General features: G+C 56.0%; 18 protein-coding genes. 16 read left to right on the top strand and 2 right to left on the bottom strand.

Annotation, left to right across the window (positions count from 1 at the left end; all coding sequences use genetic code 11):
- Positions 1 to 111: 111 nt before the first annotated feature.
- Positions 112 to 495: a hypothetical protein gene (locus ACXKZG_RS20765; RefSeq protein WP_013200441.1), complete on the bottom strand. Its 384-nt coding sequence runs from the start codon at positions 493 to 495 to the stop codon at positions 112 to 114.
- Positions 496 to 508: 13 nt separating this feature from the next.
- Entirely contained in the window at positions 509 to 928 is a 420-nt protein-coding gene (umuD, locus tag ACXKZG_RS20760) for a translesion error-prone DNA polymerase V autoproteolytic subunit (protein ID WP_013200442.1), read from the bottom strand.
- Between the two features lie 503 nt (positions 929 to 1,431).
- On the opposite strand from umuD, the gene tssB reads away from it, so the two are divergent.
- From tssB to tssA, 16 genes are all read left to right on the top strand, one after another.
- Entirely contained in the window at positions 1,432 to 1,929 is a 498-nt protein-coding gene (tssB, locus tag ACXKZG_RS20755; protein ID WP_013200443.1) for a type VI secretion system contractile sheath small subunit, read from the top strand.
- A 28-nt stretch (positions 1,930 to 1,957) separates the two neighbouring features.
- Entirely contained in the window at positions 1,958 to 3,505 is a 1,548-nt protein-coding gene (gene tssC / locus ACXKZG_RS20750; protein WP_346595363.1) for a type VI secretion system contractile sheath large subunit, read from the top strand.
- A gap of 15 nt (positions 3,506 to 3,520) precedes the next feature.
- Positions 3,521 to 4,864, top strand: a complete 1,344-nt coding sequence (gene tssK / locus ACXKZG_RS20745; RefSeq protein ID WP_488875423.1) for a type VI secretion system baseplate subunit TssK — start codon at positions 3,521 to 3,523, stop codon at positions 4,862 to 4,864.
- Positions 4,861 to 5,550: a type VI secretion system protein TssL, short form gene (tssL, locus tag ACXKZG_RS20740; protein ID WP_346600963.1), complete on the top strand. Its 690-nt coding sequence runs from the start codon at positions 4,861 to 4,863 to the stop codon at positions 5,548 to 5,550. Before tssK ends, tssL begins: the two co-directional genes overlap by 4 nt.
- Entirely contained in the window at positions 5,550 to 7,229 is a 1,680-nt protein-coding gene (locus ACXKZG_RS20735; RefSeq protein ID WP_488875422.1) for an OmpA family protein, read from the top strand. Before tssL ends, ACXKZG_RS20735 begins: the two co-directional genes overlap by 1 nt.
- Before the next feature lie 3 nt (positions 7,230 to 7,232).
- Positions 7,233 to 7,724 (top strand): Hcp family type VI secretion system effector, encoded by a 492-nt coding sequence (locus ACXKZG_RS20730; RefSeq protein ID WP_013200448.1) that lies wholly within the window; start codon positions 7,233 to 7,235, stop codon positions 7,722 to 7,724.
- Between the two features lie 295 nt (positions 7,725 to 8,019).
- On the top strand, positions 8,020 to 10,674 hold the full coding sequence (tssH, locus tag ACXKZG_RS20725) for a type VI secretion system ATPase TssH (protein WP_488876290.1): 2,655 nt from the start codon (positions 8,020 to 8,022) through the stop codon (positions 10,672 to 10,674).
- Positions 10,675 to 10,685: 11 nt separating this feature from the next.
- A complete protein-coding gene (locus tag ACXKZG_RS20720; RefSeq protein ID WP_488875421.1) occupies positions 10,686 to 13,136 on the top strand; it encodes a type VI secretion system Vgr family protein in 2,451 nt (816 codons plus the stop codon).
- A 14-nt stretch (positions 13,137 to 13,150) separates the two neighbouring features.
- The gene (locus ACXKZG_RS20715) at positions 13,151 to 15,946 is read left to right on the top strand and encodes a glycoside hydrolase family 19 protein (protein ID WP_488875420.1); all 2,796 of its coding nucleotides are present in this window, start codon (positions 13,151 to 13,153) and stop codon (positions 15,944 to 15,946) included.
- A 1-nt stretch (position 15,947) separates the two neighbouring features.
- On the top strand, positions 15,948 to 16,649 hold the full coding sequence (locus ACXKZG_RS20710) for a hypothetical protein (protein ID WP_488875419.1): 702 nt from the start codon (positions 15,948 to 15,950) through the stop codon (positions 16,647 to 16,649).
- Positions 16,650 to 16,714: 65 nt separating this feature from the next.
- Positions 16,715 to 17,704, top strand: coding sequence for an N-acetylmuramidase domain-containing protein (locus tag ACXKZG_RS20705; protein ID WP_488875418.1), 990 nt, complete (start codon positions 16,715 to 16,717; stop codon positions 17,702 to 17,704).
- Positions 17,704 to 18,378 carry a hypothetical protein gene (locus ACXKZG_RS20700; RefSeq protein WP_488875417.1) on the top strand — a complete coding sequence of 225 codons (675 nt, stop codon included), beginning with the start codon at positions 17,704 to 17,706 and terminating at the stop codon, positions 18,376 to 18,378. The genes ACXKZG_RS20705 and ACXKZG_RS20700 overlap by 1 nt, the downstream gene beginning before the upstream one ends.
- A gap of 589 nt (positions 18,379 to 18,967) precedes the next feature.
- Positions 18,968 to 19,231: a PAAR domain-containing protein gene (locus tag ACXKZG_RS20695; protein WP_346595375.1), complete on the top strand. Its 264-nt coding sequence runs from the start codon at positions 18,968 to 18,970 to the stop codon at positions 19,229 to 19,231.
- 2 nt (positions 19,232 to 19,233) lie between these two features.
- Positions 19,234 to 20,442, top strand: a complete 1,209-nt coding sequence (locus tag ACXKZG_RS20690) for a hypothetical protein (RefSeq protein ID WP_488875416.1) — start codon at positions 19,234 to 19,236, stop codon at positions 20,440 to 20,442.
- A complete protein-coding gene (locus tag ACXKZG_RS20685; RefSeq protein WP_488875415.1) occupies positions 20,435 to 23,830 on the top strand; it encodes an ImcF-related family protein in 3,396 nt (1,131 codons plus the stop codon). Before ACXKZG_RS20690 ends, ACXKZG_RS20685 begins: the two co-directional genes overlap by 8 nt.
- Before the next feature lie 55 nt (positions 23,831 to 23,885).
- Positions 23,886 to 25,508 carry a type VI secretion system protein TssA gene (tssA, locus tag ACXKZG_RS20680; protein ID WP_488875414.1) on the top strand — a complete coding sequence of 541 codons (1,623 nt, stop codon included), beginning with the start codon at positions 23,886 to 23,888 and terminating at the stop codon, positions 25,506 to 25,508.
- Positions 25,509 to 25,519: the final 11 nt, after the last annotated feature.

Here is a 25,519-nt window from a genome sequence, read left to right as displayed (position 1 = left end):
GCGGCCGCGCTAAGGCGGCAGCCTGATTGGGCCTGAAGGTTCCATACTACAGAGCACATCGGCGAAAAACTGTGATTTCTGTGCGGCTGCTTTTTACCCATACCGCTGAATTTACAGGCAGGGACGCGGTGCCAGATAAGTGGAAACCACTTCACGAATGGCCACGCCAATCACCGTCGCGTCATCCAGCTGCTCACCTTCAATGATCTCGCCGTCATCGGTGACCAGCTGTGGCGGATTTTGCCTGACCCGTGCCCAGTTGCAGCTGCCATCCAGCTCGACCAGCACGCGGCTGCCGGCAATGGCGGGACGGTAACGGTCAATAATGCACAGCGTGCCGTTGCAGGAGGTCAGGTAGCAGTCGTGATTGGTCGGCACCAAATCCTGCAATTTACTGAACAGAAATTTGATTTCGTGGCGTGCAGGAGAGGGAAAGCTGGCCGCATGAGAAGCCAGTACCTCACCCGTAACATCATATTTAATCAACTCAGTCATACCTGCCTCTGTGTTATTCCATCGCTTTTATGGTGAAGGTCACCACGCCAAAAATCTCCAGCTTATCTTCCCCGGACAACACAATCGGTGCCCAGCGCGCGTTCATCGCGATCAGCTGCACCGTGGGCCGCAGCTGCAATTTTTTTACGGTGAACTCACCGTCGATAGCGGCGACCACGATATCGCCATGGCCCGCCGTCAACGAGTTATCCACCACCAGTAAATCGCCATCGTTGATCCCGGCATCCTTCATTGACTCGCCGCTGACCTTAATAAAGTAGGTCGAGTCTGGACGCTGGATCAGCAGGTTATTGAGATCAAGACGCTGCCCGACATCATCTCCGGCCGCAAAGGGCGTACCGCAAGGCACGCGGGAAAGAAAAAGGGGCAAATGCAGGCTTTTCCGCACTTCGGCAATCTGGAGAAGGTTCATGATGGTGACTCGCAAAATTACTGTATATAAATACAGTATTATCATTTGCGGTCAGCGATCAAGTCTGATAGCGGAGTTTTTTAGCGGAATGATGTTAATCATATGTTAAGTAAGGCTAAATTTCGATTTCACCTCCTGCGCGTGTTACTGCAACCCGTCATCCCGCTGTCTTCAGGCAATGCGACCCCGATGATAATCATCCGCCCTGACAATCATAAGTCTGAACAGTTAACCAAATGTAATGGTATCGCACCGGCGTTAACCTTTTCTCCTGCGGTGGAAAAGGGACGCTTTTGTTTATTTTTCGGACGAATCTTATTATTAATGCGTTTTTTAATCATGAGCTTAACGAAAACTATAAGAAAAGTACTAGATAAATCGATGATAAATATCGAATATTTCATATTGCTCATCTTAAACTGACTGCTATATAGTCGCGCCGGTACACACAGGGAAAGTGTGCGTAACGCCTGCTTTCCGCGCCCATTTTTACAGGAATAAATATGAGCAACTCTTATCAGAACGAGATCCCAAAAGCGCGAGTAAATATCAAGCTGGATGTTCATACCGGTAACGCCCAGAAAAAGATGGAGCTGCCGCTGAAGCTGCTGGTGACCGGCGATTTCAGCAACGGTCAGGAGCAGCGGGTGCTTTCTGAGCGTGAAAAGATCAACGTCAATAAAAACAACTTCGACAGCGTGCTGGCGGAGTTCTCCCCGGCACTCAACATCTCGGTAGAAAACACCCTCGCCGGCGACGGCAGCGAAGAGAACGTCAGGCTGACCTTCCGCGATATGAACGACTTCACGCCGGAGCAGGTTGCCCGCCAGATCCCGCAACTCAACGCCATGCTGGCGATGCGCAACCTGCTGCGCGATCTCAAAGCCAACCTGCTGGATAACGTCACCTTCCGCAAGGAGCTGGAAACCATCCTGAAAAACCCGGCGCTGAGTGACGAATTGCGTGGCGAGCTGTCTGCGCTGGCGCCTGAAAAAGCCTGATCCCCCTTCACGGAATGATATAGAGAGAATGCTGATGTCAGTTCACAATGAAACCGCCTCTGCCGGCACCACCACCGTGCTGGATCGCCCCGTTGCGGGCGGCGTTTATGCTTCACTGTTTGAAAAAATCAATCTCAGCCCGGTCACGCACCTCAGCGACCTGAATGTCTGGCAGGACAACCAGGCGATGTCCGACGCCAGCGTCGACGAACGCGTCACCGCGGCGATGAAGGTGCTGGTTGAGTGCCTGAATCAGTCAGGGTCAACGGTTGAAAAGCTCGACAAGACCCTGCTGGACCACCATATCGCCCGGCTGGACGGGCAGATCAGCCGTCAGCTCGATGCGGTAATGCACCACGACGCGTTCCAGCAGGTGGAATCCCTGTGGCGCGGCCTGAAGTCGCTGGTCGATAAAACCGACTTCCGTCAGAACGTGAAGATCGACGTGCTGGACCTGTCGAAAGCCGACCTGCTGCAGGACTTTGAAGACGCGCCGGAAATCATCCAGAGCGGGCTGTACGCACACACCTATATTGCCGAATACGACACTCCCGGCGGCGAGCCGATTGGCGCACTGATCTCCTCCTACGAATTCGACGCCTCGGCGCAGGACGTGGCGCTGCTGCGTAACATTTCTAAAGTCGCGGCTTCCGCGCATATGCCCTTTATCGGCTCCGCCGGCCCGCAGTTCTTCCTGAAGGACAATATGGAAGACGTGGCGGCAATCAAAGATATCGGCAACTACTTCGATCGCGCCGAATACATCAAGTGGAAGGCGTTCCGCGAAACCGACGACGCGCGCTATATCGGCCTGGTGATGCCGCGCGTGCTCGGCCGCCTGCCGTACGGCCCGGACACCGTGCCGGTGCGCAGCTTTAACTACGTTGAAGAGGTGAAAGGCCCGGATCACGACAAATACCTGTGGACCAATGCCTCGTTCGCCTTCGCCGCCAACATGGTGAAAAGCTTTATCAACAACGGCTGGTGCGTGCAGATCCGCGGTCCGCAGGCCGGTGGCGCCGTTCAGGATCTGCCGATCCATCTGTACGACCTCGGCACCGGCAATCAGGTGAAAATCCCGTCTGAGGTGATGATCCCGGAAACCCGCGAGTTTGAGTTCGCTAACCTCGGCTTTATCCCGCTGTCGTATTACAAAAACCGCGACTACTCGTGCTTCTTCTCCGCCAACTCGACGCAGAAACCGGCGCTGTACGACACCGCAGACGCCACCGCCAACAGCCGCATCAACTCGCGCCTGCCGTACATCTTCCTGCTGTCGCGCATTGCACACTATCTGAAGCTGATTCAGCGCGAAAACATCGGCACCACCAAGGATCGCCGCCTGCTGGAGCTGGAGCTGAACACCTGGGTGCGCGGGCTGGTCACGGAAATGACCGATCCGGGCGACGAGTTGCAGGCCTCCCACCCGCTGCGCGATGCCAAAGTGATTGTCGAAGATATCGAAGACAACCCGGGCTTCTTCCGCGTCAGGCTGTTCGCCATCCCACATTTCCAGGTGGAAGGCATGGACGTCAACCTGTCTCTGGTTTCCCAGATGCCGAAGGCGAAAGCGTAAGGCGGGTTAACAGGGATGAAAATTTACCGTCCGTTATGGAACGAGGGGGCGTTGCTGTCCCCTCAGCAGTTCCAGCAACAGTCCGAATGGGAATCCTTCCGCAGTGCAGGGGTGTCCTCGCTGGCATCCCCGTTCCCGTGGGGGACGGAAATCGTCGAACTGGATGAAGGCCTGCTTTCGTCCGGGCTGATTCAGGTGCGGCATCTGCGGCTGTGGTTGCCCGACGGCACGCTAATCGACACCCTCAGCAGCGATTTGCCTCCGGACCCGCGCGAACTGGACGAAGTCGCGGGGCAGGATGCGGTTACCGTGCTGTTGGCCCTGCCTCTGATGCAGTCGGGTACCCGCAACGTGCAGTTGACGACCTCTGCCGCTGAGCGCCCACTGCGTTTTCGTGAAGAGTGGGTCAGGGTGGCGGATGCCTTCGGTCCTGAAGAGGAGTCAATGGCGGTGGCCCGGCATAACCTGGCCCTGCGCTTTGAACATGAAAGCAATGACGCCTGGAAAACCTGCCCGCTTGCACGATTGATCCGTGATGGGCAGGGCGGCTGGCGTCAGGATCCGGAATTTATTGCCCCGATGGCGCTGTTTTCTGCCAGTGCGGCGCTGTGCGAGCGTCTGGTGCTGTTGAACCGCCAGCTGCGATCCCGCCGTCAACGTCTGATGTCGATGCGTCGTGAAAGTAATGAACGTCTGGCGGATTTTGCTGTAGCGGACGTCTCGCTGTTCTGGCTGCTCAATGCGCTGAATTCCCACGCGCGGGTGCTGACCGAATATGAACGCTTTCCGGCGCGTCACCCTGAACAGGTCTGGGCCGAACTTGCCCGTCTGGCCGGAAGTATGCTGACGTTCTCGCTCGATCACGATCTGGATGCCATTCCCGGTTATGACCACCAGGAGCCGGGTAACGCCTTCCCGCCGCTGTTCGAATTGATCGCCGGGCTGCTTGAAGCCAGCTTGCCATCAAGAGTGATTGCTCTGCCGATGTCGCGTCCCGATCCACAGACCTGGAAAGCGTCACTGCACGATCTTCGTCTGCGCGAAGAGGCGGATCTCTATCTCTCCGTGCGCTCCGATATCCCGGCCTGGCAGATTGCCGAACGCTTCCCGGATATGTGCAAAGCCGGTTCACCGGATGACGTGAACGCCATTTATGGCGTGTCGCTGAAGGGGATCCCGCTGATTGCGGTTAACCGCGTGCCTGCCGCGTTGCCGGTGCGTCTTGAGAACCAGTATTTTGCGCTGGATATGGAAAGTGCGGCAGCTGCCAGCATGCAGGAGCAGGGCATTTGTATGTTCTACGTGCCTTCGCTGCTCGGCGCGCTGGAGCTTGAACTGTTTGCGGTGATGCGCTCATGAGAAAAGACGTCGATATCGATCAACTGATGGAAGACACCTGGCTGACGGTAACCATGCTACGCCAGGGCGCGGTGACGCCGGACGGTTATGCACTTTACCACAACTGCTGTCAGCAGGTGGAGAGCGTGCGTCAGGCCCTGGTCGACGCCGGTTATGACGAGGCGAGTATCCGTCATATCTCCTATGCCCAGTGTGCGCTGCTGGATGAAACCGTGATGAGCCGCAAGCCGAAGGAGGCCGAAGCAGGGCAGGAGGTCATACCGGACGAAGGGCAGCGCGCCTGGCGTACGGCGCCCCTTCAGGCGAAGTATTTTGGCTCGTTGCATGCCGGTGAAGCTATCTGGGATCGCATCGCTGAAGTGCTGCATCAGCCTGCCCCCGTCGAGGCAGTGCTGGTCTGTTATCACCGTATGCTGGCGTTGGGTTTTCAGGGCCTCTACAGCGTGAAAACCGTCAGCCAGACGCAGCGTGATGACGCCCTCAACGCGCTTAGCGAGCGGGTGCCGACGCTGGATCCGGGCCTGTCGCTGGTGATTCATCGTACGGGACGGCGGCGCTATAGCCTGCTGCGATCCGTCTGGTTCTGGACGGTATTTGCGCTGGTCCTGACCGGGCTGGTGTGGCTGGGTGGGCATCACTGGCTGCAAACATTGCTCTCCTCTCAGTTACCGGAGCTGCGACGTTAATGCGTAAATCTGCCGTCATCCCGGGCGTTCTGCCTGTTATCGCTGGCAGCTCAGCGCTGCTGTGGCTGCTGTGGTATTTCGTGCCGACCGCGATAGCAGTCAGGGCGCTTTGTACGCTGGCGATTGTGCTGGTGGCATGCCGGATGCTGTGGTTGCGCTGTCGCCGGCCTGCTGCGCCAGAGGGCAGCGAGCCGGTTATCGCGCTGCCGCTGGCAGATGCGCAGGGGCCTATCGTCCTCGTCTGTGGCGATGGCCTGGAGGCATTATTTCCTGAGCAACCTGTCCGTAACACTGCGCAAGGCTGCTGGATTAAAGTCAGTGATATCAGCGCGTTGCCCGATGTCGTCCGCGCCATTCGCTCACGCCAGCCGCGCCAGGTTGGGCAACTCTGCGTGATGTACACCTGCCTGCCGGACGATCATCCGGATGAAGGCGTGCTCCGCGCCCCGATCAAAACCCTGCGTCAGCAAATCGGCAAACTGCATTCCCTGATCGGATTTGACCTGCCGCTGGTGCTGAGCGGCCAGTTTTCTGGCCCGGACACGCCGTGGGTCATTGTGCGAGGCAGCCAGGCGTTTGTCTGCCCGGCCGGTGAATCGATGATTGCTGCTCAGGCGTGGCAGCAGGCGCAAGACAACCTCCCCCTGCTGCCGGTGCTGAGCCAGGCATTCAACTTTATGCGTGACGTGATCGTGGATGAGCTGACCAAAGCCGATCGTCTTTGCCCCGCGATTTATCCCTTCGCGGTGGCGTTGCATACGGGAGCGTCAGGGGCGGATGGTGACTCTCTGTGGTCCCAGCGCTTGTTCGCCCGGACCTGTCTTCATTTCAGCCCCATGGCGGCCCGCACTCAACGTGGACGGTTTGCTGATGCGCTGCTGCCGTTGCTGTCAGCCGTCGCGCTGCCAATGCAGGGCGGACAGGCTACGCGCAGGACCGTCTGGATCCTGCTGTGCTGTGCGCTGGCGGCTATCGGTTTTTCGGTGCGTAACAACGGTGAGCTGATCCACCGCGTCGGCGGCAATCTGGCTCGCTGGCAGGCAATCCCAATGGATCACTACGCGCCAAAAGCCCAGTCGCTGCTCTCACTTAAGCAGGATGCCCTGCTGCTGGAACGCTGGCAGCGCCAGGGTGAACCGCTGAAATATGCGCTGGGAATGTACCCGGGGCAGCGCCTGTGGCTGGTTCTGCAACAGGCCATTGATACCTATATTCCGCCACCGCCACCGGCCCCGTCGGTGGCGAAGGACAGCCCTAAAATCGTGCGCCTGGACAGCCTGTCGCTCTTTGACACGGGCAAGGCGGTGCTTAAACCCGGTTCGCTGAAAATGCTGGTCACGGCACTGGTCGATATCAAAGCCCGCCCGGGCTGGCTGATTGTCGTCGCCGGACATACCGACAGCACGGGCAACGCGCTGGCCAATCAGCAACTGTCGCTGACGCGCGCCGACGCGTTGCGCGACTGGATGTTGTCGACCAGCGACGTATCGCCAACCTGCTTTGCAGTACAGGGCTTCGGGGCTTCACGCCCGATAGCCACCAACGATACCCCGGCCGGTCGCGCGTTGAACCGCCGGGTCGAAATCAGTCTGGTGCCGCAGGCAGACGCCTGCCAGGCAGCAGCAACCCGAACGTCATCACAGGATGATGACACAACAGTAAGTTCTGATAAGGAGTAACACATGGCAATTCCAGTCTATCTGTGGCTGAAAGACGACGGCGGTGCGGACATCAAAGGGTCCGTGGACGTGAAAGACCGTGAAGGCAGCATCGAAGTGGTGGCGCAGGAACACAACCTGTACATCCCGACCGACAACAACACCGGCAAGCTGACCGGGACCCGCGTGCACACGCCGTTCCTGTTCACCAAGGAAATCGACTCATCCAGCCCGTACCTCTACAAGGCGGTCACCACCGGTCAGACCCTGAAATCCGCCGAGTTCAAGTGGTACCGCATCAACGATGCCGGTCAGGAAGTGGAGTATTTCAACACCCGGCTTGAGAACGTCAAGCTGGTGAAAGTCGCGCCGCTGATGCACGACATCAAGGATGCGTCGAAAGAGAAGCACAACCACCTGGAGCGCATTGAACTGCGCTACGAAAAAATCACCTGGACCTACAAAGACGGCAACATCATTCATTCCGATTCATGGAACGAACGCACCACCGCCTGATTACCCGTCATTCTTCGCGCCGCAGGTGCGTTGGCTACGTTCGCCGGCCCGGGTCACAGAGTTATCTCTGCTCCCGGGGACCTGCTCACTTGCCGCCTTCCTGCGCCACGAATTATTGAGGGTAATGGTTTATCTGCAGGCGGTTCGCCGCCTGCTTTTTCAGTTGTTTCCGTTCAGCGAACGCGCTGACCAGAAATAATTTTATCCGCAAGTGTGACCTTATGGGCCTTGGTTCCTGCTTCAGGAAATGGCTATGGGCGGTAGCGTGCCGCCATCCTACTCAGAGAGTGAAAACATGGAAAACCAGTCAGCCGTTCTTTTACGTCGTTTAAACCCGTTCTGCGCCCGCGCGCTGGAAGCGGCCGCTTCGCTGTGCCAGACCCGCGCCCACAGTGAGGTCTGCACTGAGCACCTGCTGCTTAAGCTGCTGGAGCAGGGCGAGGGCGACATCACCGTGCTGGCCCGGCGCTACGAGTGGGATATGGACGGCATCTGGCAGGCGCTGCTGGGCTGGCTGGATAACGTGCCGCGCTCGGTCCGCACCCGCCCGCAGCTCGCCGGCCCCCTGCTGGCGCTGATTAAGCAGGCCTGGCTGATTGCCTCGCTGGAAGATGACGACGCCCACATCCGCAGCCATCACCTGCTGGCGGCGCTGACGGATAAGCCGTCGCTGGTCAGCTGCGAAGGTCTGTGGCCGCTGCTGAGCCTGACGCGCGCCCAGCTGGATCGCCTGCGCCCGCTGCTGGACGCGCAGTCCGACGAGCGCCCGGAAGTGCAGCAGCAGGAGAGCCTGAGCCCGTCGCCTTCAACGCTGGGCGATGCGGATGCTCCGGCTAAAAAGGATGGCGGCAGCCCGGCCGGCGATGCGCTGAGCGAGGCGCTGCAGGCCGCGCTCGACAAATTCACCCTCGACGTCACCGCCAAAGCGCTGGCGGGAAGCATCGACCCGGTCTTTGGCCGCGACACGGAAATCCGCCAGATGGTCGATATCCTCTCGCGCCGCCGCAAGAACAACCCGATTTTGGTCGGCGAACCCGGCGTCGGTAAAACCGCGCTGGTGGAAGGGCTGGCGCTGCGTATCAGCGAGGGCAACGTGCCCGACAGCCTGAAAACCGTCAGCGTGCGTACCCTCGACCTTGGCCTGCTGCAGGCCGGCGCGGGGGTGAAGGGCGAGTTTGAGCAGCGGCTGAAGAATGTGATTGAGGCCGTGCAGCGGTCGCCGGCGCCGGTGCTGCTGTTTATCGACGAGGCGCACACCATTATCGGCGCGGGCAACCAGGCGGGCGGCGCCGACGCCGCCAACCTGCTGAAGCCGGCGCTGGCACGCGGCGAGCTGCGCACCATCGCCGCCACCACCTGGAGCGAGTACAAGCAGTATTTCGAGAAGGACGCCGCGCTGGAGCGCCGCTTCCAGATGATAAAAGTCGACGAGCCGGACGACGAAACCGCCTGCCTGATGCTGCGCGGCCTGAAGTCGCGCTACGCGCAGCACCACGGCGTGCATATCACCGACGACGCGGTGAAAGCGGCGGTCAGCCTGTCGCGCCGCTACCTGACGGGCCGCCAGCTGCCGGACAAGGCGGTGGACCTGCTGGATACCGCCGCCGCGCGGGTGCGCATGAGCCTCGACACCGTGCCGGAGGCCATCACCCTGCTTAACGCGCGGCTGACCGCGCTGGCGCTGGAAGCGCAGGCGCTGACGGACGATATTGCCGCCGGCAGCGCGCAGCATGACGAACGTCTGCGCGCCATCGCCGCCACCCGCGCCGGACTGGAAGCGCAGCGCGGGCAGCAGGAAGCGCATTTCGCCGCGCAGCAGGCACTGGCGCAGCAGCTGATGACCAGCCGCCAGGAACAACGGCCGCAGGCGGAGATTGCCGCGCTTCAGCAGCAGCTGGAAGCCCAGCAGCAGCAGGACGCGCTGATTCAGGTGGACGTGGATACCCGCACCGTTGCCAACGTGATTGCCGACTGGACCGGCGTGCCGCTCTCCGCACTGATGAAGGACGAGCAGACCGGACTGCTCGGCCTGGAAGCGGAAATCGGCAGGCGCGTGGTCGGGCAGGACGTGCCGCTGAACGCCATCGCGCAACGGCTGCGCGCCGCCAAAACCGGGCTGACCGCCGAAAACGGTCCGCAGGGCGTGTTCCTGCTGGTCGGGCCGAGCGGCACCGGCAAAACCGGTAGCGCGCTGGCGCTGGCCGACGTGCTGTACGGCGGCGAAAAGTCGCTGATCACCCTCAATCTCTCCGAGTACCAGGAGCCGCACACCGTCTCGCAGCTGAAGGGTTCGCCTCCGGGCTACGTCGGCTACGGCCAGGGCGGCATCCTGACCGAAGCGGTGCGTAAGCGGCCTTACAGCGTGGTGCTGCTGGATGAGGTGGAGAAGGCGCACCGCGACGTGCTGAACCTGTTCTACCAGGTGTTTGACCGCGGCTTTATGCGCGACGGCGAAGGGCGCGAAATCGACTTTCGCAACACGGTTATCCTGATGACCTCAAACCTCGGCAGCGACGCGATTATGCAGCTGCTGGCGGAAAACCCGCAGGCCACGGAAGGGGATTTACAGGAGCTGCTGCGCCCGACGCTGCGCGACCACTTCCAGCCCGCGCTGCTGGCCCGCTTCCAGACCGTTATCTACCGGCCGCTGGGGGCAGAGGCGATGCGCACCATCGTCGGCATGAAGCTCGACCAGGTCAGCCAGCGGCTGGCGCGGCACTATGGCCTGAAAACCACCCTCGGCGACGGCCTGTCAGCGGCCCTGACCGCCGCCTGCCTGCTGCCGGACACCGGCGCGCGCAATATCGACAGCCTGCTGAATCAGCAGGTCCTGCCGGTGCTGAGCCAGCAGCTTTTGCAGCACATGGCCGTGAAACAGAAGCCGCAGCACCTGACGCTGGACTGGGATGATGAAGAAGGGATTGTTCTGGCGTTCGATCAACCTGCATAAGGAATATTGCAATGAGTGATTTACCAGAAAAGGTGGAAAGCCTGCTCCAACTGCTGCCGGGTCAGTCGCGTTACAAGGTGGACGTGCATGACTGCCCACATTTCCTTGATGTCCTGAATTTTCGCGGCGAAGAGGCGCTGAGCCAGCCGTGGTTTTATAACATCTCCGTGACCAGCGCCGCGTCCGATATCGACTGCGCCTCGCTATTGCTCAAACCCGCCTCATTTACCTGGCAGGTACCGGAATTTACCGGGGCACCGGCCACCCCGCTGCGCACGATATATGGCGTGGTGCAGTCATTTCGTCGCATCTCGACAGCGAGAGACGATACCCGCTACGCCCTGCGTATTGTGCCGCGCATCGCGCTGCTGGCGCACAGTCGCAACAGCGACATTTTTCTCAACCAGTCGGTGACGGAAGTGGTGGAGCAGGTGCTGCGCAAGCATGGCATGGAGGGGCCGGACTTTGAGTTCCGCCTGTCGCGTAACTACCCGGCGCGCGAGCTGATCACCCAGTGGCGGGAAACGGATCTGGCATTTGTGCAGCGCCTGTTAGCAGAATCCGGCATTTTTTGGCGTTTTGAGATGGATGAGCGCATTGAGCAGGACGTCGTTATTTTCCAGGACACGCAGGAACAGTATCAGTTCGGCGTTACGCTGCCGCTGCGCAATCCGGCGGGCGCGGGAATGAGCGATACCGGTCAGGAGAGCATCTGGGACATTCATACCGCCTCCAACGTGGTCAGTGCTGGCGTGGCAACCCGCGACTATAACTACCGCGAAGCGTTGACTCCGCAGGACAGTAGCGAAAGCATCAGCAGCGCGGCAGGCATTACCATCGGTGAGGTCTATCACTACGCCGAACCCTTCCTTTCCGAAGGAGACCCCGACAGCCCGGAGAGCGGGGCTTTTTACGCCCGCCTGCGCCATGAGCGCATCCTCAACGGGCAGCATAGCGTTCGCGGACGTTCTACCAGCCCGCAGCTGGCCCCGGGCCAGGTATTGGAAACCGACAGAAGCCTTCCCACTGTCGTGAAGGAGGGCATCGTCATTACCCGCGTGCGCAACCGAGGCTCCCGCAGCAGCAGCTTTGCCCAGAAATTTGAGGGTATTCCCTACAGTGAAACCGTCTGCTTCCGACCGGCGCTGGTTAACCGACCGCTGATGGCCGGCACGCTGCCGGCACGGGTAGAGAGCAGTGAAAAAGGCGACATCTATGCCTGGCTGGACGACCAGGGGCGCTATCGGGTCAGACTGGATTTTGATCGCAACGGCACCGAAGCGGGTTATGCCTACCTGTGGCTGCGCCTGGCGAAGCCCTACGCCGGTGATACTTATGGCTGGCACGCGCCTCTGCTGGACGGCACCGAAGTAGCCGTGGCTTTCGACGGCGGCGACCCGGACCGTCCCTACATAGCCCACGCCCTCCACGATTCGGAACACCCGGACCACGTCACCAGTGAAAACCACACGCGTAATATCTGGCGCACGCCGGCGAATAACGAGCTGCGCATGGAGGATCTGCGGCAAAAAGAGCATATCCATCTCACCACCGAGTACGGCAAAACCCAGCTCGGCATGGGCCATATGGTCGACACGCAGAACGCTGAGCGCGGGACCGGATTCGAGCTGCGCACTGACGAATACGGCGCGGTGCGCGCGGCAAAGGGCCTGTTCCTGACGGCAGAGAAGCAGCCGGATGCACAGGGCCAGGTACTGGAAATGACGCCCGCCGTCAGCCAGATCCAGCAGGCAAATAACCAGATGCAGGCGCTGAATGATGCCGCGCAGGCCGCCGGGGCGCTAGCCTCGGACATCAGCACCCAGATGAACCTGGTGACTGACCATATCGAGGCGCTGCGCTCGGCGGTGCTGCTGGGAAGCGCGCCTCAGGGCGTGGCGCTAACGTCGGGGGAACACCTGCAGCTCACCAGCACCGGCAACACCATGCTTAACGCCGGGCAGCATCTGGATATTGGCGCGATGAAGAACCTCTCGCTTGTGGTGGAGAAAGCGCTGGGGCTGTTCGTGCATAAAGATGGCGCAAAGCTGGTGGCCAATCAGGGCGATATCGAGATTCAGGCGCAGCACAACACCATGGCGTTGTTTGCCAAACAGCAGGTCACCATCACCAGCAGCGAAGATGAAATCATTATCAGCACGCCGAAAACACTGACGCTGAATGGCGGCGGCTCATATCTGAAGCTAAGCGAAAACGGCATCGAGCACGGCTCGAACGGGGACTACATCGTCAAGACGTCGAATTACCTGGTAACAGGAGTGGGGGCGGATCTGCCCTATGAAACCCAAAGCTTCAGTCAGAGCGAGGTGAATGACGCCAGCGACAGCGCGGCTGGCGATGAGGCGGGGGAAGGGGCGGAGACGTCGCCTGAATCCACCGGCTCAAAAAAGACCAAAGCGAAGCCCGTCAGCAAGATACCGGCCAAGTGGGGCAGTAATTAACAGGGAGGTCATTCATGCCTGCAAAACTTTTGAAAATCAGCTACCCCGTGCCGTCGGACAAAAACGGTCATGAGTTCTCCTCGGCAGAGCAGCTTCTGTCACTGCTGGGCAGCGAAAATTCCGGCCAGTATCTGGTCGGCAGCCAGGGCATGTGGCACGGCGGTATCCATATTACCGACGCCACCGTACCCTGGTGTGCGCTGAGCGCTGATACCGCCGCAGAACGGGAATACCTGGCAAAAAACGCGCCCTACAAGGGCGGGCAGTTTATCCGCTGCATGGCGGAGGGGAAGATAGTGGCGTGGCGCGTGTGCAAAGACTATGACAGCGCGGCCATCGCCTGGCGCGACGGCCACGTTTTTCAGTCAACGTCGTTCGTGCTGGTCGAGCACTACATTCAGCCGGGTGAGAAAGACAGCAGCGGACTGACGTTCCACACCCTGTATATGAATATGGCTCCCTTCGAAGCCTATATCACTGAAGAAGGGGCGAACCAGCGCAAAGTGGCTAAAAGCCAGCGCTATTACGCCAGCAAGGAAGACGTGCTGGCGTCCCCCGCGAAGCCGGCAGGCACACTGCCGGGAGGGACCGCCGTAACGCTGAGCGATAACCTCATTACGCGCGGCAGCGACCGCCGCCAGTTCACGCAGGTGACCCTGAGTGCCGAAGCAAAAAATACGGCCGGGAAAAAGCTGGCGGCGGGAACGCCGGTATGGACCGTGTCCGACCGGGGCTCCCTGCTGGCGGCGTCGTCTGCGGTGCCCGTGCCGTCCTGGTGGACGAAGTGTTCTCCGGCCTACGGCAATCAGACAGGTGCCGGCGTGCAGTGCACGGCAAGAACCAACTGGCAGTTCTACCTCAGCAGTGATGACGTGTTGAAAGGGAACAACGCGGGGAGCCTGACGGCGGGGTTTCCGCTGACGTACGAACCGGACAATGCCGGGCAGCAGATGACCCGCCCGGCGAAAAATAAGAACGAAGCGGCCCGCATCTTCAGCCTGGTCACGCTGGGGCAGAACGTGGGCAAAATGAAAAAGGGCGACCGCGTCTGGGTGGTATCCGACGGCGACAGCCTGACGAAAACGGCGCAGGCGGCGGCAGGCGGCGAACCCAAATTTGGTGAGGTTGTCATTCCTGCCGCACCGGTAGAGATCAACGCGGGTGACAGCATTGGCCACATGGGCTTCTATGAGCTGCCCGAAGAGGATGGCAAGCAGTCACGCTATCAGGTGCACATTGAGTGCCTGAGCATGGACAGCAAATTACCGACGTTCCTGACCAATCCGGATAAGGTCGGCGGGGACTCCCCCACCTTCCTGAAGTATCCCGAAGGAGCCAATCTTTTTGCCGGCAACGCGGAAGGAGCGATGGTGGACACTAAGCGCGTGACGCGCGCGCCGGGTATTCTGACGCTGTCGGGCGTGCCGGTAATACGTGCTGACGAGGTGGTGACGCATTACCAGATCCGTCCGGAAGGGGGCTGGCTACCCGCGGCGAATATTATCAAGCTGCCGCAGTGGGCGCTGGGAGATCTGGGTTTTGTCACGCTTGACAGGAAACCGGAAAGCTTCGACCTGATAGACGGGAAAAAGCAGCCGAATAACGTGGTGAAAGGTATCCTGGCGGAAATGTACAAGGCGGCTAAGGCCGATCCCCGTACCGGTTCGGCGCTGTATCATTATAACTATGATCGGCTGCTGAAGCAGATAGACCGGAATAATGACGGTCAGTTTTCGGAAGAGGAGTACATTCAGGCCATACGGCTGCCGGCCTACCGCGACCACTTGTACCGTATTATCGCAAAGCATCCGAGCGAGTGGTGGTACGGCAAGGACGACGCGCTGTGGAAAAAGTACCTGGACACGCTGAAGGAGGATGCGCCGGCGTGGAAAACCTACCTTGAAACCTTTATCGACCGGCTGACGTGGATGAAGTCGGTAGCGGGGATAGGGCCTGACCCGTGGCATATGCATCCGGTGGTGTTTCTGGAAGCTCTTAATATTAAAAATGCATGTGCTTGTAATAGAGATATAACCTTAGAAGAATTAATGGGGATATCTAGTGATTTGTCAGAGACTAATGCAAAAAAATATCTCAGCACTCTTAACGACTCTTTCACTACATATAGCGTGACGACATGTTTGGCCAAAGCTCATTTAATAGCACAATTATTGCACGAAAGTGGTCGATTCAAGACTACAAAGGAATATAAGGGTGAAAATGCAAACTATAGCCCTTGGTATGGGCGAGGTTTAATTCAGATAACCCTTAAAGATAACTATATAGCGTATGGTAACTATATTAATGAGGATGTAACTTCTTCAGACACGAATAGAGATAAACTTCTAAATGTTCCACATAGTGTAAAGTCTGCATTATGGTTCTTTAAGATTCACACTTCTTGCTATGAATATGCATTGCTGGATGATTTCAATAAGTTATCTCACACAATTAATGGTGGTTTTATTGGGTATAATGATCGGCTGGATATTATTAATTCTGCTATAAAGTCGCTGCACTCAGAACATCTGATTAAGTTAAACTCGGGTGGAAATTATGCGTTCTCAGAAAGTAAGATTTTTGATATCAAAAGAGGAGCCCTAGCATGGGGGTTGTGGCATGATCCCGGTGCGAATAAAGAGGGTATGAATAAAGATCAAGTGCTTGCTCTAGAAGGGTATTTAAGATTTAAAGAGATATTAATATCATCACCATTTACAAGTAGCGAGTTGAAGCGAAGTTGGTATGGAATAAAAGTATTAGAGTTAGAGAACTATGTTAACAACAGAATTGCTCAATTAGGAGTTTAGGATGTTTAACCTTAAAGGTATATTTTTATTTTTTATGGTTAGCTTCGGAGCTAATGCAGGATCTTTTAAAGATGGTGACTTTGATCTTGACGGTATAAAAGATAGCGTGATCATTAGTTACGGAAAAACAATTCAGTTAAAATTCACCCCTTCATCTTCTGGTAAAAACTTTAGTTACAATATTGAATATCTTAATTCAGCTGATGAGGGATACACTGATTTATATAAATATAACAAGAGAAATTATATCGTATCCTATTATTCTGATTTTAGAAACGGAGAAGAATACAATGAAAGTATTTACAGGTGGGATTCTAACTTAGAAAGTTTCGTGATGTTCATGGATGTTGATGTTACAAAAGTAAATGGTTCGTCAGTCTATAAGCCTAAAATGGTGGTGTGTTGTGTATTGCTAGGGGACGAAAATGCTAACCTTAATTTTTTATCTGATGCTAACGAGTCAGTTCATGTTGATAAAGTGATTAAAAATATTAACACCTCCTTTATTAATAAAGATGGTTATATTGATAATATGGTCGTCGAAGAATTGTCATTGATTAATAAACACTATAGCTCAGAATTTAAACCTGTACTAACTTCACTTAAACAGTATTTTTCAAAAAACAAGGATTCTGAAATGTATTATGAGTTGGCTAAAATTTTAAGTGTTAGCTCAAAACCATTATCAAAAATTGATAAGTAAGGCTCCATTGTACAAAGCCCATTCCCTCTTAGATAAAAAGTGAATACGACTATATTTCTGAAAGCATGGGTGTCTCTTTCATATTAAGTGGAGCCATTCAAGTTAAAAACAACGAAGTAGATACATATAGTAACAGCGACCGCCGCCAGTTCACGCAGGTGACCCTGAGTGCCGAAGCAAAAATCGCGAAGCATCCGAGCGAGTGGTGGTACGGCAAGGACGACACACTGTGGAAAAAGTACCCGGACACGCTGAAGGAGGATGCGCCGGCGTGGAAAACCTACCTTGAAACCTTTATCGACCGGCTGACGTGGATGAAGTCGGTAGCAGGGATAGGGCCTGACCCGTGGCATATGCATCCGGTGGTGTTTTTAGAAGCGATCAAGCCATTGAGTAATAGATGTTTTTGCTACAATCAAGGGATTGTTGATCGCCCTTGTCAGGCTGGTGCACTGAATGTAACTAATAATGATTTTGAGTTACTTGCGACTGAGATAGGCGTTGAAAGAGAAGTGTTAAGAGCGATTGCTGTAGCTGAAACTGGTGACAAGGTACCTTTTAAGCAATATGTAAGTGGTGAGAATCACGCAACAATTCTCTATGAAAGGCATTATATGAAAAGATTGGCTCCGGCCATGGGAGTAAGTCTGCAAACAGTAAGAGACATAGAAGTATCCGAACCAAAAATTTTGCATTCGTTTGAAAGTGGTTATCGTTATGGTTCAGATAGTGAACAGTATCATCGGTTGTTGAGGGCTCGAGAAATTAATTATGATGCTGCGAATATGTCTTGTTCCTGGGGGAAGTTCCAAGTCATGGGGGAGTATTATCACCACCTTTATGAATCAACCAAGGAATTAGTCGATGCTCAAAACTATTGTGCAATGCAACATCTGCAGTATTTTAAGGTTTTCTTAATTAAGGAGAAAAGAATGCTTCAGCCAATGAAGGATAAAAATTGGTTAACGATAGCCAATAAGTATAATGGAGCTGGCCAGGTGGGTTATGACGATAAGATTAAAGAGGCATATGACCACTTGAAGGAGAACTGGTAATGATTACGTTTTTTTTTAAATTTATGCTTTATATCCTCTTATGTTGCACCCCTGTAGTTACCTTAGCTAAGGATTCGAACCTGTTACGTGAAGTTAATAATTACGATGGTAGTAGATGGTATGTTGAGAAAAATGATGAAAAGTATATTTTAAAATACATAAACTCACGGGGCGTGGTTTATAGCAACAGTGCAATTATTACATCCGATGTTGAAGGGAGTGGTTTATTCTTAAATACTAACTCAAATGGTGATGTGTCGCTTATTATGGATTATCCTAGAGATCTCTACAAGTTTAGGTTTTCATCAGGAGATAAAGCATCTTTGTTATCTGCTTGCAAACAAATAAAACTCCCCTCAACTAGTACAAAACAAGTAGTTGCTATTCTCACATTATGTTCAAAGAGTGTAAGCGCTCAGGTTTTTTCAAAATTAGAGGCAGAGACAGTCTTAGCATCAAAAAATTTAGTTATTAATGGGAGGGTTAAAACTATAATCGGGAATGACAAAGCTTTTTTATATGATGGTAATGGGCTGAGGGTTAATAAAAACCCTTACTTAATCAAAGGTGATGACATTGAAGTGCTGGAGTACAAAAACTCATTTTTGAAAGTAAGATATATGTCAAAAAATAAATCAGTAGTTTCCTGGATACAATTCAGTGATATTCTTTAAATTTAAAAGAGATTAACAAAGTGGGAGGTATTTTATTGGAGGGGCAAGGGGGGTAATGGCGATCGCAATACGAAATTGTGTGATGAGTATTTGCCATTTAGAGTAGCATCAGATAAGTCATATTTTTATGATGAGAAATTATCTCAAAAGAATTCATATATTATAAAAGGTTACTATATTAATTTACAAAGAGTTGATGAATCAGGTAAGTGGTGCAAAGTAAGCTATTTCAATGAAAAAGGTAAGGTAATTGTAGGTAATCTACTATGTAGTACTTTAGCGTTGAAGTAGTCAAGTTGAGCGATCGGTTTGAGATGACTTTTTTGTCAGGCTCGTAATTGATTATAAAATTATGGCATTTAATAGTACATACCGTTGTCATCAACCTTTCTAATGCAAATTCGATTGAAACACCCGCACAGAAACGTATAGAGATCTATAAATGTCAGACAGAAATGACGCTGAACCGTATCGCTTTCCTGGGCGGCGACCGTGAAGACTAATCATTAAATTTCATAAATATGTGCCCGTGATTGCGGGCATATATCTGATGCTAATAAATCAATACAATCAATTAAGGTCTAATACCATGCTGCAAATAATACGCAAAGGCGATAAAACAACTCACGGTGGTTCGGTTTTAACTGGTTCCGAAACCATGAAATTTGGCGGAATTGGGGTTGCTCGTAAAGGTGATAGGGTTTCATGCCCAATATTAGGACACGGCCTTACAACCATTATTGAAGGCAATCCGAATTATCTCGACCACGGGGTTCCTGTCGCTTTCCACGGTCATAAATGTGGATGCGGTTGCACCCTTATCAGTTCTTTTGCTGCGGCCAGGGTTGGCTAACTATGCCTGTCTGGCTGGATGCCATCCCTGAAAGAGCGCCGGAAGTTAACCGGCCAGAAACCCGCCGCTGGCTGCTATTTCTGGTAGCGGTCATGCTGATCGGAATCGCATTAACATTCTGGCACTGGACCAGCGAACGCGCCGGGTTTGTGTTCTGGTTTACCGCGCTGGGCTTACCGTTCTGCATCTGGGGGCTACTTTTTTCGTTACGTAGGTTCGCCTATAAAGCCGGGCAGGTGGCGGCAGAGTCGAGAAATATCGAACGCGACAGGCTGATTGAAAGTGAGACAAGCCGTGGTCAACGTTGCGCCTGGATACTGGGTACTTATGTTCAGACCTCTTTTGGAAATAAGCCCAAAGGATTACTGACAACCATCGAGGGTAACCCGCCGCTTGTTGAATTCTCTCAGCCTCGCGGTCTTAACACCCCTGTCAGATATGTCGCACTCACCGAGTTTCAGAAAAATATGGCGGCTGAACTTAAAAGCGTCATATCCAAACTCTCGGCTCGGATTCAGGAGATCGCAGGCGTTCTTCCTGCTGATATTAACTGCGGATTGATCCTTGATTGCGACAGCGATCTTGAAGATCAAATCCTGGAGCCGTTCACCAGCGAACTTTTTCAGAAAACAGGCAGAGCTTTTCGCCTGATGTCGGGTAAAGGGCTGAGCGCTTTTGATCAGTGGCTTGACCGGCGTTGGGAACATCCAGCCATCCTGGCCGTGGTGACAGTGTCGCTGCCAGCCGTCCCTGTTGAAGGGGATGCCGACGCCATCACCTTGCTGGTACTCAGCAATCGCCCGGCTGATGACTTCCCCGATGCCGCCTGTCTGCATCGCCCTGAACGAGGGGAAGCGGCCTCGCTCACAAAGGCACTGGTCCGCGCGCTGCTTTGGGCAGGTATTGGGTCGAATGAGCTGCGTGGTGCCTTATTTTCTGGCAGGACGATCAGTAGGAGCGGTGACTGGAATAAAGCCTGTGAGAACAGCAAGGTCACATTCAGCCTCACCCAGCAGAATATCGGTATCGATCAGGTACTGGGACATGCGGGTCATGCCTCGCCTTGGCTCTTAATTGCTCTCGCCGATGCCGCCTGTAAGACCCGTGGTCCGCAGGTTATCGCCGCTCAACCTACCGCTGACAAAGATGACATCTGGGTCACCGTTATCACCAACGATGAAGCACCTAAGGAAATGCCAGGGAATGTCTAAGGTCAAAGTCAAAACACTTATTGGAGCTACCGTCGCGGTACTTTTTTTTCTGACAGCGATCGTCGCTTTTTTGCTGTACGCCTTTCCAGAAAAAGTCGCCTCCGCGATCGGCTTAGGGCCTTATGACGGTCAACGGATCCTGACATGCTGCGCCGCGATGGTGGCGGTGCTGTTTCTGGTGGGCTGGCTGGTCGAAAAGGCATTCGATTTTGCCGGAAAATCGGGGCTGTACTTTCACTGGGGAGCAAACAAGGATCGAGCGGAAACGCCATCATTGGGACGAATATCCGGTGATGAAGAGGACAAGGATGCCTCATTCAACGCCTTCGCCGTCATCGAACACCTTAGCCTGCGCTATGACCGCCGTTGGAAGCGCAAAGTCCGTATCCTGTTGATTCAGGGCAACGATGAACATATCGAAAAAGCGGTGCCCGGCCTGCGCCGCGATCTGTGGCAGGAGAGTGACGGGGTGGTTCTGATCCACGGCGGCGATGCGGAATCCGCGCCCGATGAGGCATTTTTACAGGAACTATGTCAGCTGCGCCCTCGGCGTCCACTGGACGGGATCGTGCAGGTGCTGAATACCCTTAGTCTGCCGACGGAAGCTCAGCGCGATGCTTGCGTCCGCCACCGCCAGAAGGCCGACAAGCTGCTCGGTTGGCAGGCTCCGGTCTGGTTATGGCTGATTGATAAAGCCGCTGGAGAACAGGATGGCCGTGAGCTGGCACCGGTGGGCGCGCTGTTTGGTCCGGGGGCACCGCCAGAACAGGCGGTGGCCTCACTGGATGCCCTGGTGCCACGTCTGCGCACGGCCGGGATGGCGCATTTGCTGGAGGATGTCCGCCATGACTGGCTGTTGAATCTGTCTTCACGTCTGCACCAAGAGCTGAGAACCCGACTGACGCTGCTGTTTACCGGCCTGATGCAAGGGCCGGCACCGTATCGCCTGCGCGGCATCATGATCAGTCCGGCACTGGCCGGCGCGGGCACCGCAGCGCATGTCCGCCTGAGCAGCCCCGGCTGGCAGGCGCTGGAGGAGGACAGCCGTCAGGTCGCACCGCTAAAGCTTACCTTTGACTGGCTGAAAACGCTGCGCCTGCTGTTGCTGTCCCTGGTTGTGCTGTGGGGTGCCGGGACGCTGATGTCACTGGCGGTTAACCGCACGCAGATTTATCAGGCGCAGGAAACCGCCCGTCTCGCGGCCGATTCCACATTGCCGCTGACGGAAAGGCTGCGCAATCAGCTGATACTGCAACAGGCCATCGCCCGCCTGCAGTATCGCCAGGCCACCGGGGCGCCCTGGTATACCCGCTTTGGGCTGAATCAGGACGGCGATACCCTTGCCGCGCTCTGGTCGCTGTATGCCCGCAACAATAACCGGCTGATGCGCGATGCGGCTGCCGCCCACCTCAAGGAAAAGCTGGACGCTTTTGTGCAATTGCCTCCCGCCAGCCAGGCAAGAACGCAGGGTACGCAGCGTGCATACCTGCTGCTTAAGGGCTACCTGATGTTGGCTCAACCGGACCATGCGGATGCGGACTGGCTGGGGAAAAACATGCTGACAGCCTGGCCAAAACGACAGGGCATCCCGGATGGCAACTGGCAAGCGCTGGCACCAAAGCTGCTCGGTTTTTACGCCCAAAACCTGCCGGATCACCCGGAGTGGCGCACCAAACCGGATGCGCAGCTGGTCAGCAACGTACGTCAGATCCTGCTTAAACACATCGGGCAGCGCAACGCCGAGTCCGGGCTGTATCAGGAGATGCTAAAGCGCATCGCCAGCAACTGGCCGGACTTAACCCTCAGGGATATGACCGGCGACACCGATGCTTCTCCGGTCTTCAGCACGGAAGAAGTGGTGCCAGGCATGTTCACTCGCCAGGCCTGGCAGGAACAGGTGCAGGACGCGATAAACGAGGTGGTGAAAACCCGCCGCGATGAAATTGATTGGGTGCTGTCGGACAAAAAGCATCCGTCGGACAGCGAGATGTCGCCAGAGGCGCTGAAAACGCGCCTGACCGGGCGCTATTTCACCGATTTCGGCAATGCCTGGCTCAACCTGGTGAACAGCATTCAATGGCATGAGGCGACGTCTCTCTCGGAAGCGATTGCCCAGCTGAGCCTGGTCGCCGACGTCCGCCAGTCGCCGCTGGTCGCACTGATGAACACCCTGGCGTGGCAGGGTAAAACCGGCGAGAAAAGCGAAGCACTGGCCGATTCAATCGTCGATTCAGCGAAGAAGCTGATCGGTAAAGAGAAGAATGAGAAGCAGTTTATCGCTCAGGCGCAGGGGCCGCGTGGCCCGCTTGAAAGCGTGTTTGGACCGTTGATTGGAGTGATGACCGGGAAAGAGGGAACTGGCAGCAACGGCAACCTGAGCTTCCAGTCCTGGCTTGCCCGCGTAACCCAGGTGCGCCTTAAGCTGCAGCAAGTGACCAGCGCACCCGATCCGCAGGCGATGTCGCAGATGTTGGCACAGACGGTTTTCCAGGGAAAAGCCATCGATCTCACCGACACCCGTGATTACGGCAGCCTGATGGCAGCCAGTCTCGGGCAGGAGTGGAGCGGATTTGGTCAGTCTCTGTTCGTGCAGCCGCTGGATCTCGCCTGGCGCCAGGTGCTGGCTCCGGCAGCGGGTAGCCTGAACGCCCGCTGGCGAAATTCGATTGTCGAACAGTGGAACAAAGCCTTTGCCGGACGCTATCCGTTTAAGGCGACGGGTAGCGATGCCTCATTGCCGCTGCTTGCGCAGTTTCTGCGCGCCGATTCCGGACGTATCGATACCTTCCTGAAAGCGAACCTCAGCGGCATTTTGCATCAGGAGGGCAACCGCTGGGTGGTCGATGCCGCCGCCAGCCAGGGGATGACGGTCAACCCGCTGTTTATGAAGGTGATTAATCAGCTGGCTGAAATCGGTGACATTGCCTTTGCTCAGGGAGATGCCGGGGTGCAATTTGAGCTGATGGCCCGTCCGTCGCGCAACATCGCCCGGCTGCAGATGACCATTGGCGAGCAGAGTCTGGATTACTTCAACCAGATGGAAAGCTGGCAGAACTTTAGCTGGCCGGGTAACACCTTTTATCCGGGCGCGCAGCTGAGCTGGCGCAGCGTCAAAACCGGTATGCAGCTATATGCCAATAACCCGGGCAACTGGGGGCTGATCCGCCTGCTGGATAAGGCGAAGGTGACGCCGCTGGACACCAGCCGCACCCAGCTGGTGTGGTCCACGCCGGACGGCGATCCGCTGAAAGTCATTCTGCGCAGTGAACTGGGCGAAGGCCCGCTGGCGCTGCTTCAGCTACGCAATTTCAGACTGCCAGAGCAAATTTTCCTCGATCAGCCCACCGCGAACGAGGCTGAGGAAAGCAGGGATTCGGCAGGATATTGATGAGTCACGTCGGGCGCACCTGCGCCAGACGCAACAGGGATCCAGAGATAACGTTATGGCTTCATTACAGACACTGATAACCACCTGCACCGACGATCCGGCCGGACAGCAGGCGCTACTGTCACGGGCATCGGCGGATGCCGCGCGATGGGATAAATGGCTCAGTCCGATTTCAGAGGACAGCCCGGTGGGTGACGACCCGGGATACGACGATGACTTCCAGCAGATGCGCGAAGAGATCAACAAACTGTCCGGCATTGATACCGGGCTAATGTGCGAGCTGGCGGAAAGGCTGATCTGCACCCGCTGCAAGGATGTTCGGGTAGCAACCTGGTACATCTGGGCAAGGCTGCACCGCGACGGGGAGTCGGGGCTGGCGGAAGGGCTGTCGCTGCTGGCCGCGCTGGTGAAGCGTTTTGGCCATGCGTTACTTCCCGCCAGAACTAACAGCCGCAAGAAGGCGGCAGAATGGCTGGGAGGCGGGCGTTTTCTCGACAGCCTGTCCCTCTATCCGGAAGTGGACCGCACCGGCTTTGAGCGCATCGTCGCTGCACTGGCACTGCTGGACACGGGCCTACAGCAATGGCAGGAAAGCAGTCGTCCTGAACTGGGCGGCCTGTACCAGGCGCTGGAAAACCGGCTGGTGCAATCGGGCGGTCTGCACAGCGTGGTCCCGCAAAACAGCCGTCCGGCAGACGATGCGCGTTACGGCAATGAGTCTGCGCCTGCCGCCCCGGCGGCCCAGCTGAAAGACGTGCAGTCAGGTCGTGACCTGCTGGACCAGGCGCGTTTACTGGTGCGCTTTCTCAACGAACAGCCTCTTGGCTGGCTTTCCGGGCATCATCTGATGAAAAGCCTCCGCTGGGATACGGTGCACGAACTACCGCCGCTGGATGCCAGTGGGCGCACCCGGCTGGTGCCGCCGCGTACCGACTACCGCGCCCAACTGAAACGCCTGTACCTGCAGCAAAGCTGGCAGGAGCTGATGGAGCACGCCGGCAGCATGTTTGGCGAAGGGGTCAACCACCTCTGGCTCGATTTACAGTGGTATCTGCATCAGGCCCTGAGCCGCTGCGGAGCGCCTTACGACGGCTGGGCCGATATCATTCGCGAAGATGTGCGCCTGTTCCTTCTGCGCCTGCCGGGCTTTGAAACCCTCGCCTATAACGACGGCACCCCGTTTGCGGATGAGGTGACGCTGAACTGGATAAACCAGCAGATCAGAGAGGAACCGGGCGGCTGGATGGGCGATACCCCCAGTGCCACACCCGGTGGGAATGACGACGATATTCTCGGGCTGGAGAGCGAAGCGCTGGCGCAGGCCGATGCGGATGGGATCGAGGCGGCGCTGGGCTGGCTGCAATTGCGGCCCGGCATCACCTCGGTTCGTCAGAAGTGGCTGCTACGTCTGCTGATGGCACGTATTGCCGAACAGCACGGCAAGAATGATATGGCGTTGCACCTGCTCAGTGAGCTGCTTGAGCAGGCCGGAGAGATCCTGTTGCCCGCCTGGGAACCACAGCTAATTTTTGAAGCCAGAGCCCGCAGCCTCAAGCTGCTGCGCATCAAGGCCAGCCGCAGCGAGTCGGATAAAACGCGCCTTGCGGCGGAGATGGACAGGCTGCTCGCCGGGCTTATCGCCATTGATCCGGCTCGTGCCATGGTGCTCTGTAGCTGATTTTTTCTCTG

The sequence above is a fragment of the Erwinia sp. 2186 genome, assembly GCF_057812255.1.
This window is presented reverse-complemented; position numbering and strand designations above follow the sequence as displayed.

What these genes read in the sequence shown, in the direction of transcription:
- ACXKZG_RS20715 (WP_488875420.1), top strand. Translation starts at nt 13,151, where the DNA reads ATGCCTGCAAAACTTTTGAAAATCAGCTACCCCGTGCCGTCGGACAAA.
- ACXKZG_RS20720 (WP_488875421.1), top strand. Translation starts at nt 10,686, where the DNA reads ATGAGTGATTTACCAGAAAAGGTGGAAAGCCTGCTCCAACTGCTGCCG.
- umuD (WP_013200442.1), bottom strand. Translation starts at nt 928, where the DNA reads ATGAACCTTCTCCAGATTGCCGAAGTGCGGAAAAGCCTGCATTTGCCC.
- tssB (WP_013200443.1), top strand. Translation starts at nt 1,432, where the DNA reads ATGAGCAACTCTTATCAGAACGAGATCCCAAAAGCGCGAGTAAATATC.
- ACXKZG_RS20710 (WP_488875419.1), top strand. Translation starts at nt 15,948, where the DNA reads ATGTTTAACCTTAAAGGTATATTTTTATTTTTTATGGTTAGCTTCGGA.
- tssA (WP_488875414.1), top strand. Translation starts at nt 23,886, where the DNA reads ATGGCTTCATTACAGACACTGATAACCACCTGCACCGACGATCCGGCC.
- ACXKZG_RS20700 (WP_488875417.1), top strand. Translation starts at nt 17,704, where the DNA reads ATGATTACGTTTTTTTTTAAATTTATGCTTTATATCCTCTTATGTTGC.
- ACXKZG_RS20690 (WP_488875416.1), top strand. Translation starts at nt 19,234, where the DNA reads ATGCCTGTCTGGCTGGATGCCATCCCTGAAAGAGCGCCGGAAGTTAAC.
- ACXKZG_RS20765 (WP_013200441.1), bottom strand. Translation starts at nt 495, where the DNA reads ATGACTGAGTTGATTAAATATGATGTTACGGGTGAGGTACTGGCTTCT.
- ACXKZG_RS20730 (WP_013200448.1), top strand. Translation starts at nt 7,233, where the DNA reads ATGGCAATTCCAGTCTATCTGTGGCTGAAAGACGACGGCGGTGCGGAC.
- ACXKZG_RS20685 (WP_488875415.1), top strand. Translation starts at nt 20,435, where the DNA reads ATGTCTAAGGTCAAAGTCAAAACACTTATTGGAGCTACCGTCGCGGTA.
- tssC (WP_346595363.1), top strand. Translation starts at nt 1,958, where the DNA reads ATGCTGATGTCAGTTCACAATGAAACCGCCTCTGCCGGCACCACCACC.
- ACXKZG_RS20695 (WP_346595375.1), top strand. Translation starts at nt 18,968, where the DNA reads ATGCTGCAAATAATACGCAAAGGCGATAAAACAACTCACGGTGGTTCG.
- ACXKZG_RS20735 (WP_488875422.1), top strand. Translation starts at nt 5,550, where the DNA reads ATGCGTAAATCTGCCGTCATCCCGGGCGTTCTGCCTGTTATCGCTGGC.
- tssL (WP_346600963.1), top strand. Translation starts at nt 4,861, where the DNA reads ATGAGAAAAGACGTCGATATCGATCAACTGATGGAAGACACCTGGCTG.
- tssH (WP_488876290.1), top strand. Translation starts at nt 8,020, where the DNA reads ATGGAAAACCAGTCAGCCGTTCTTTTACGTCGTTTAAACCCGTTCTGC.
- tssK (WP_488875423.1), top strand. Translation starts at nt 3,521, where the DNA reads ATGAAAATTTACCGTCCGTTATGGAACGAGGGGGCGTTGCTGTCCCCT.
- ACXKZG_RS20705 (WP_488875418.1), top strand. Translation starts at nt 16,715, where the DNA reads ATGGGTGTCTCTTTCATATTAAGTGGAGCCATTCAAGTTAAAAACAAC.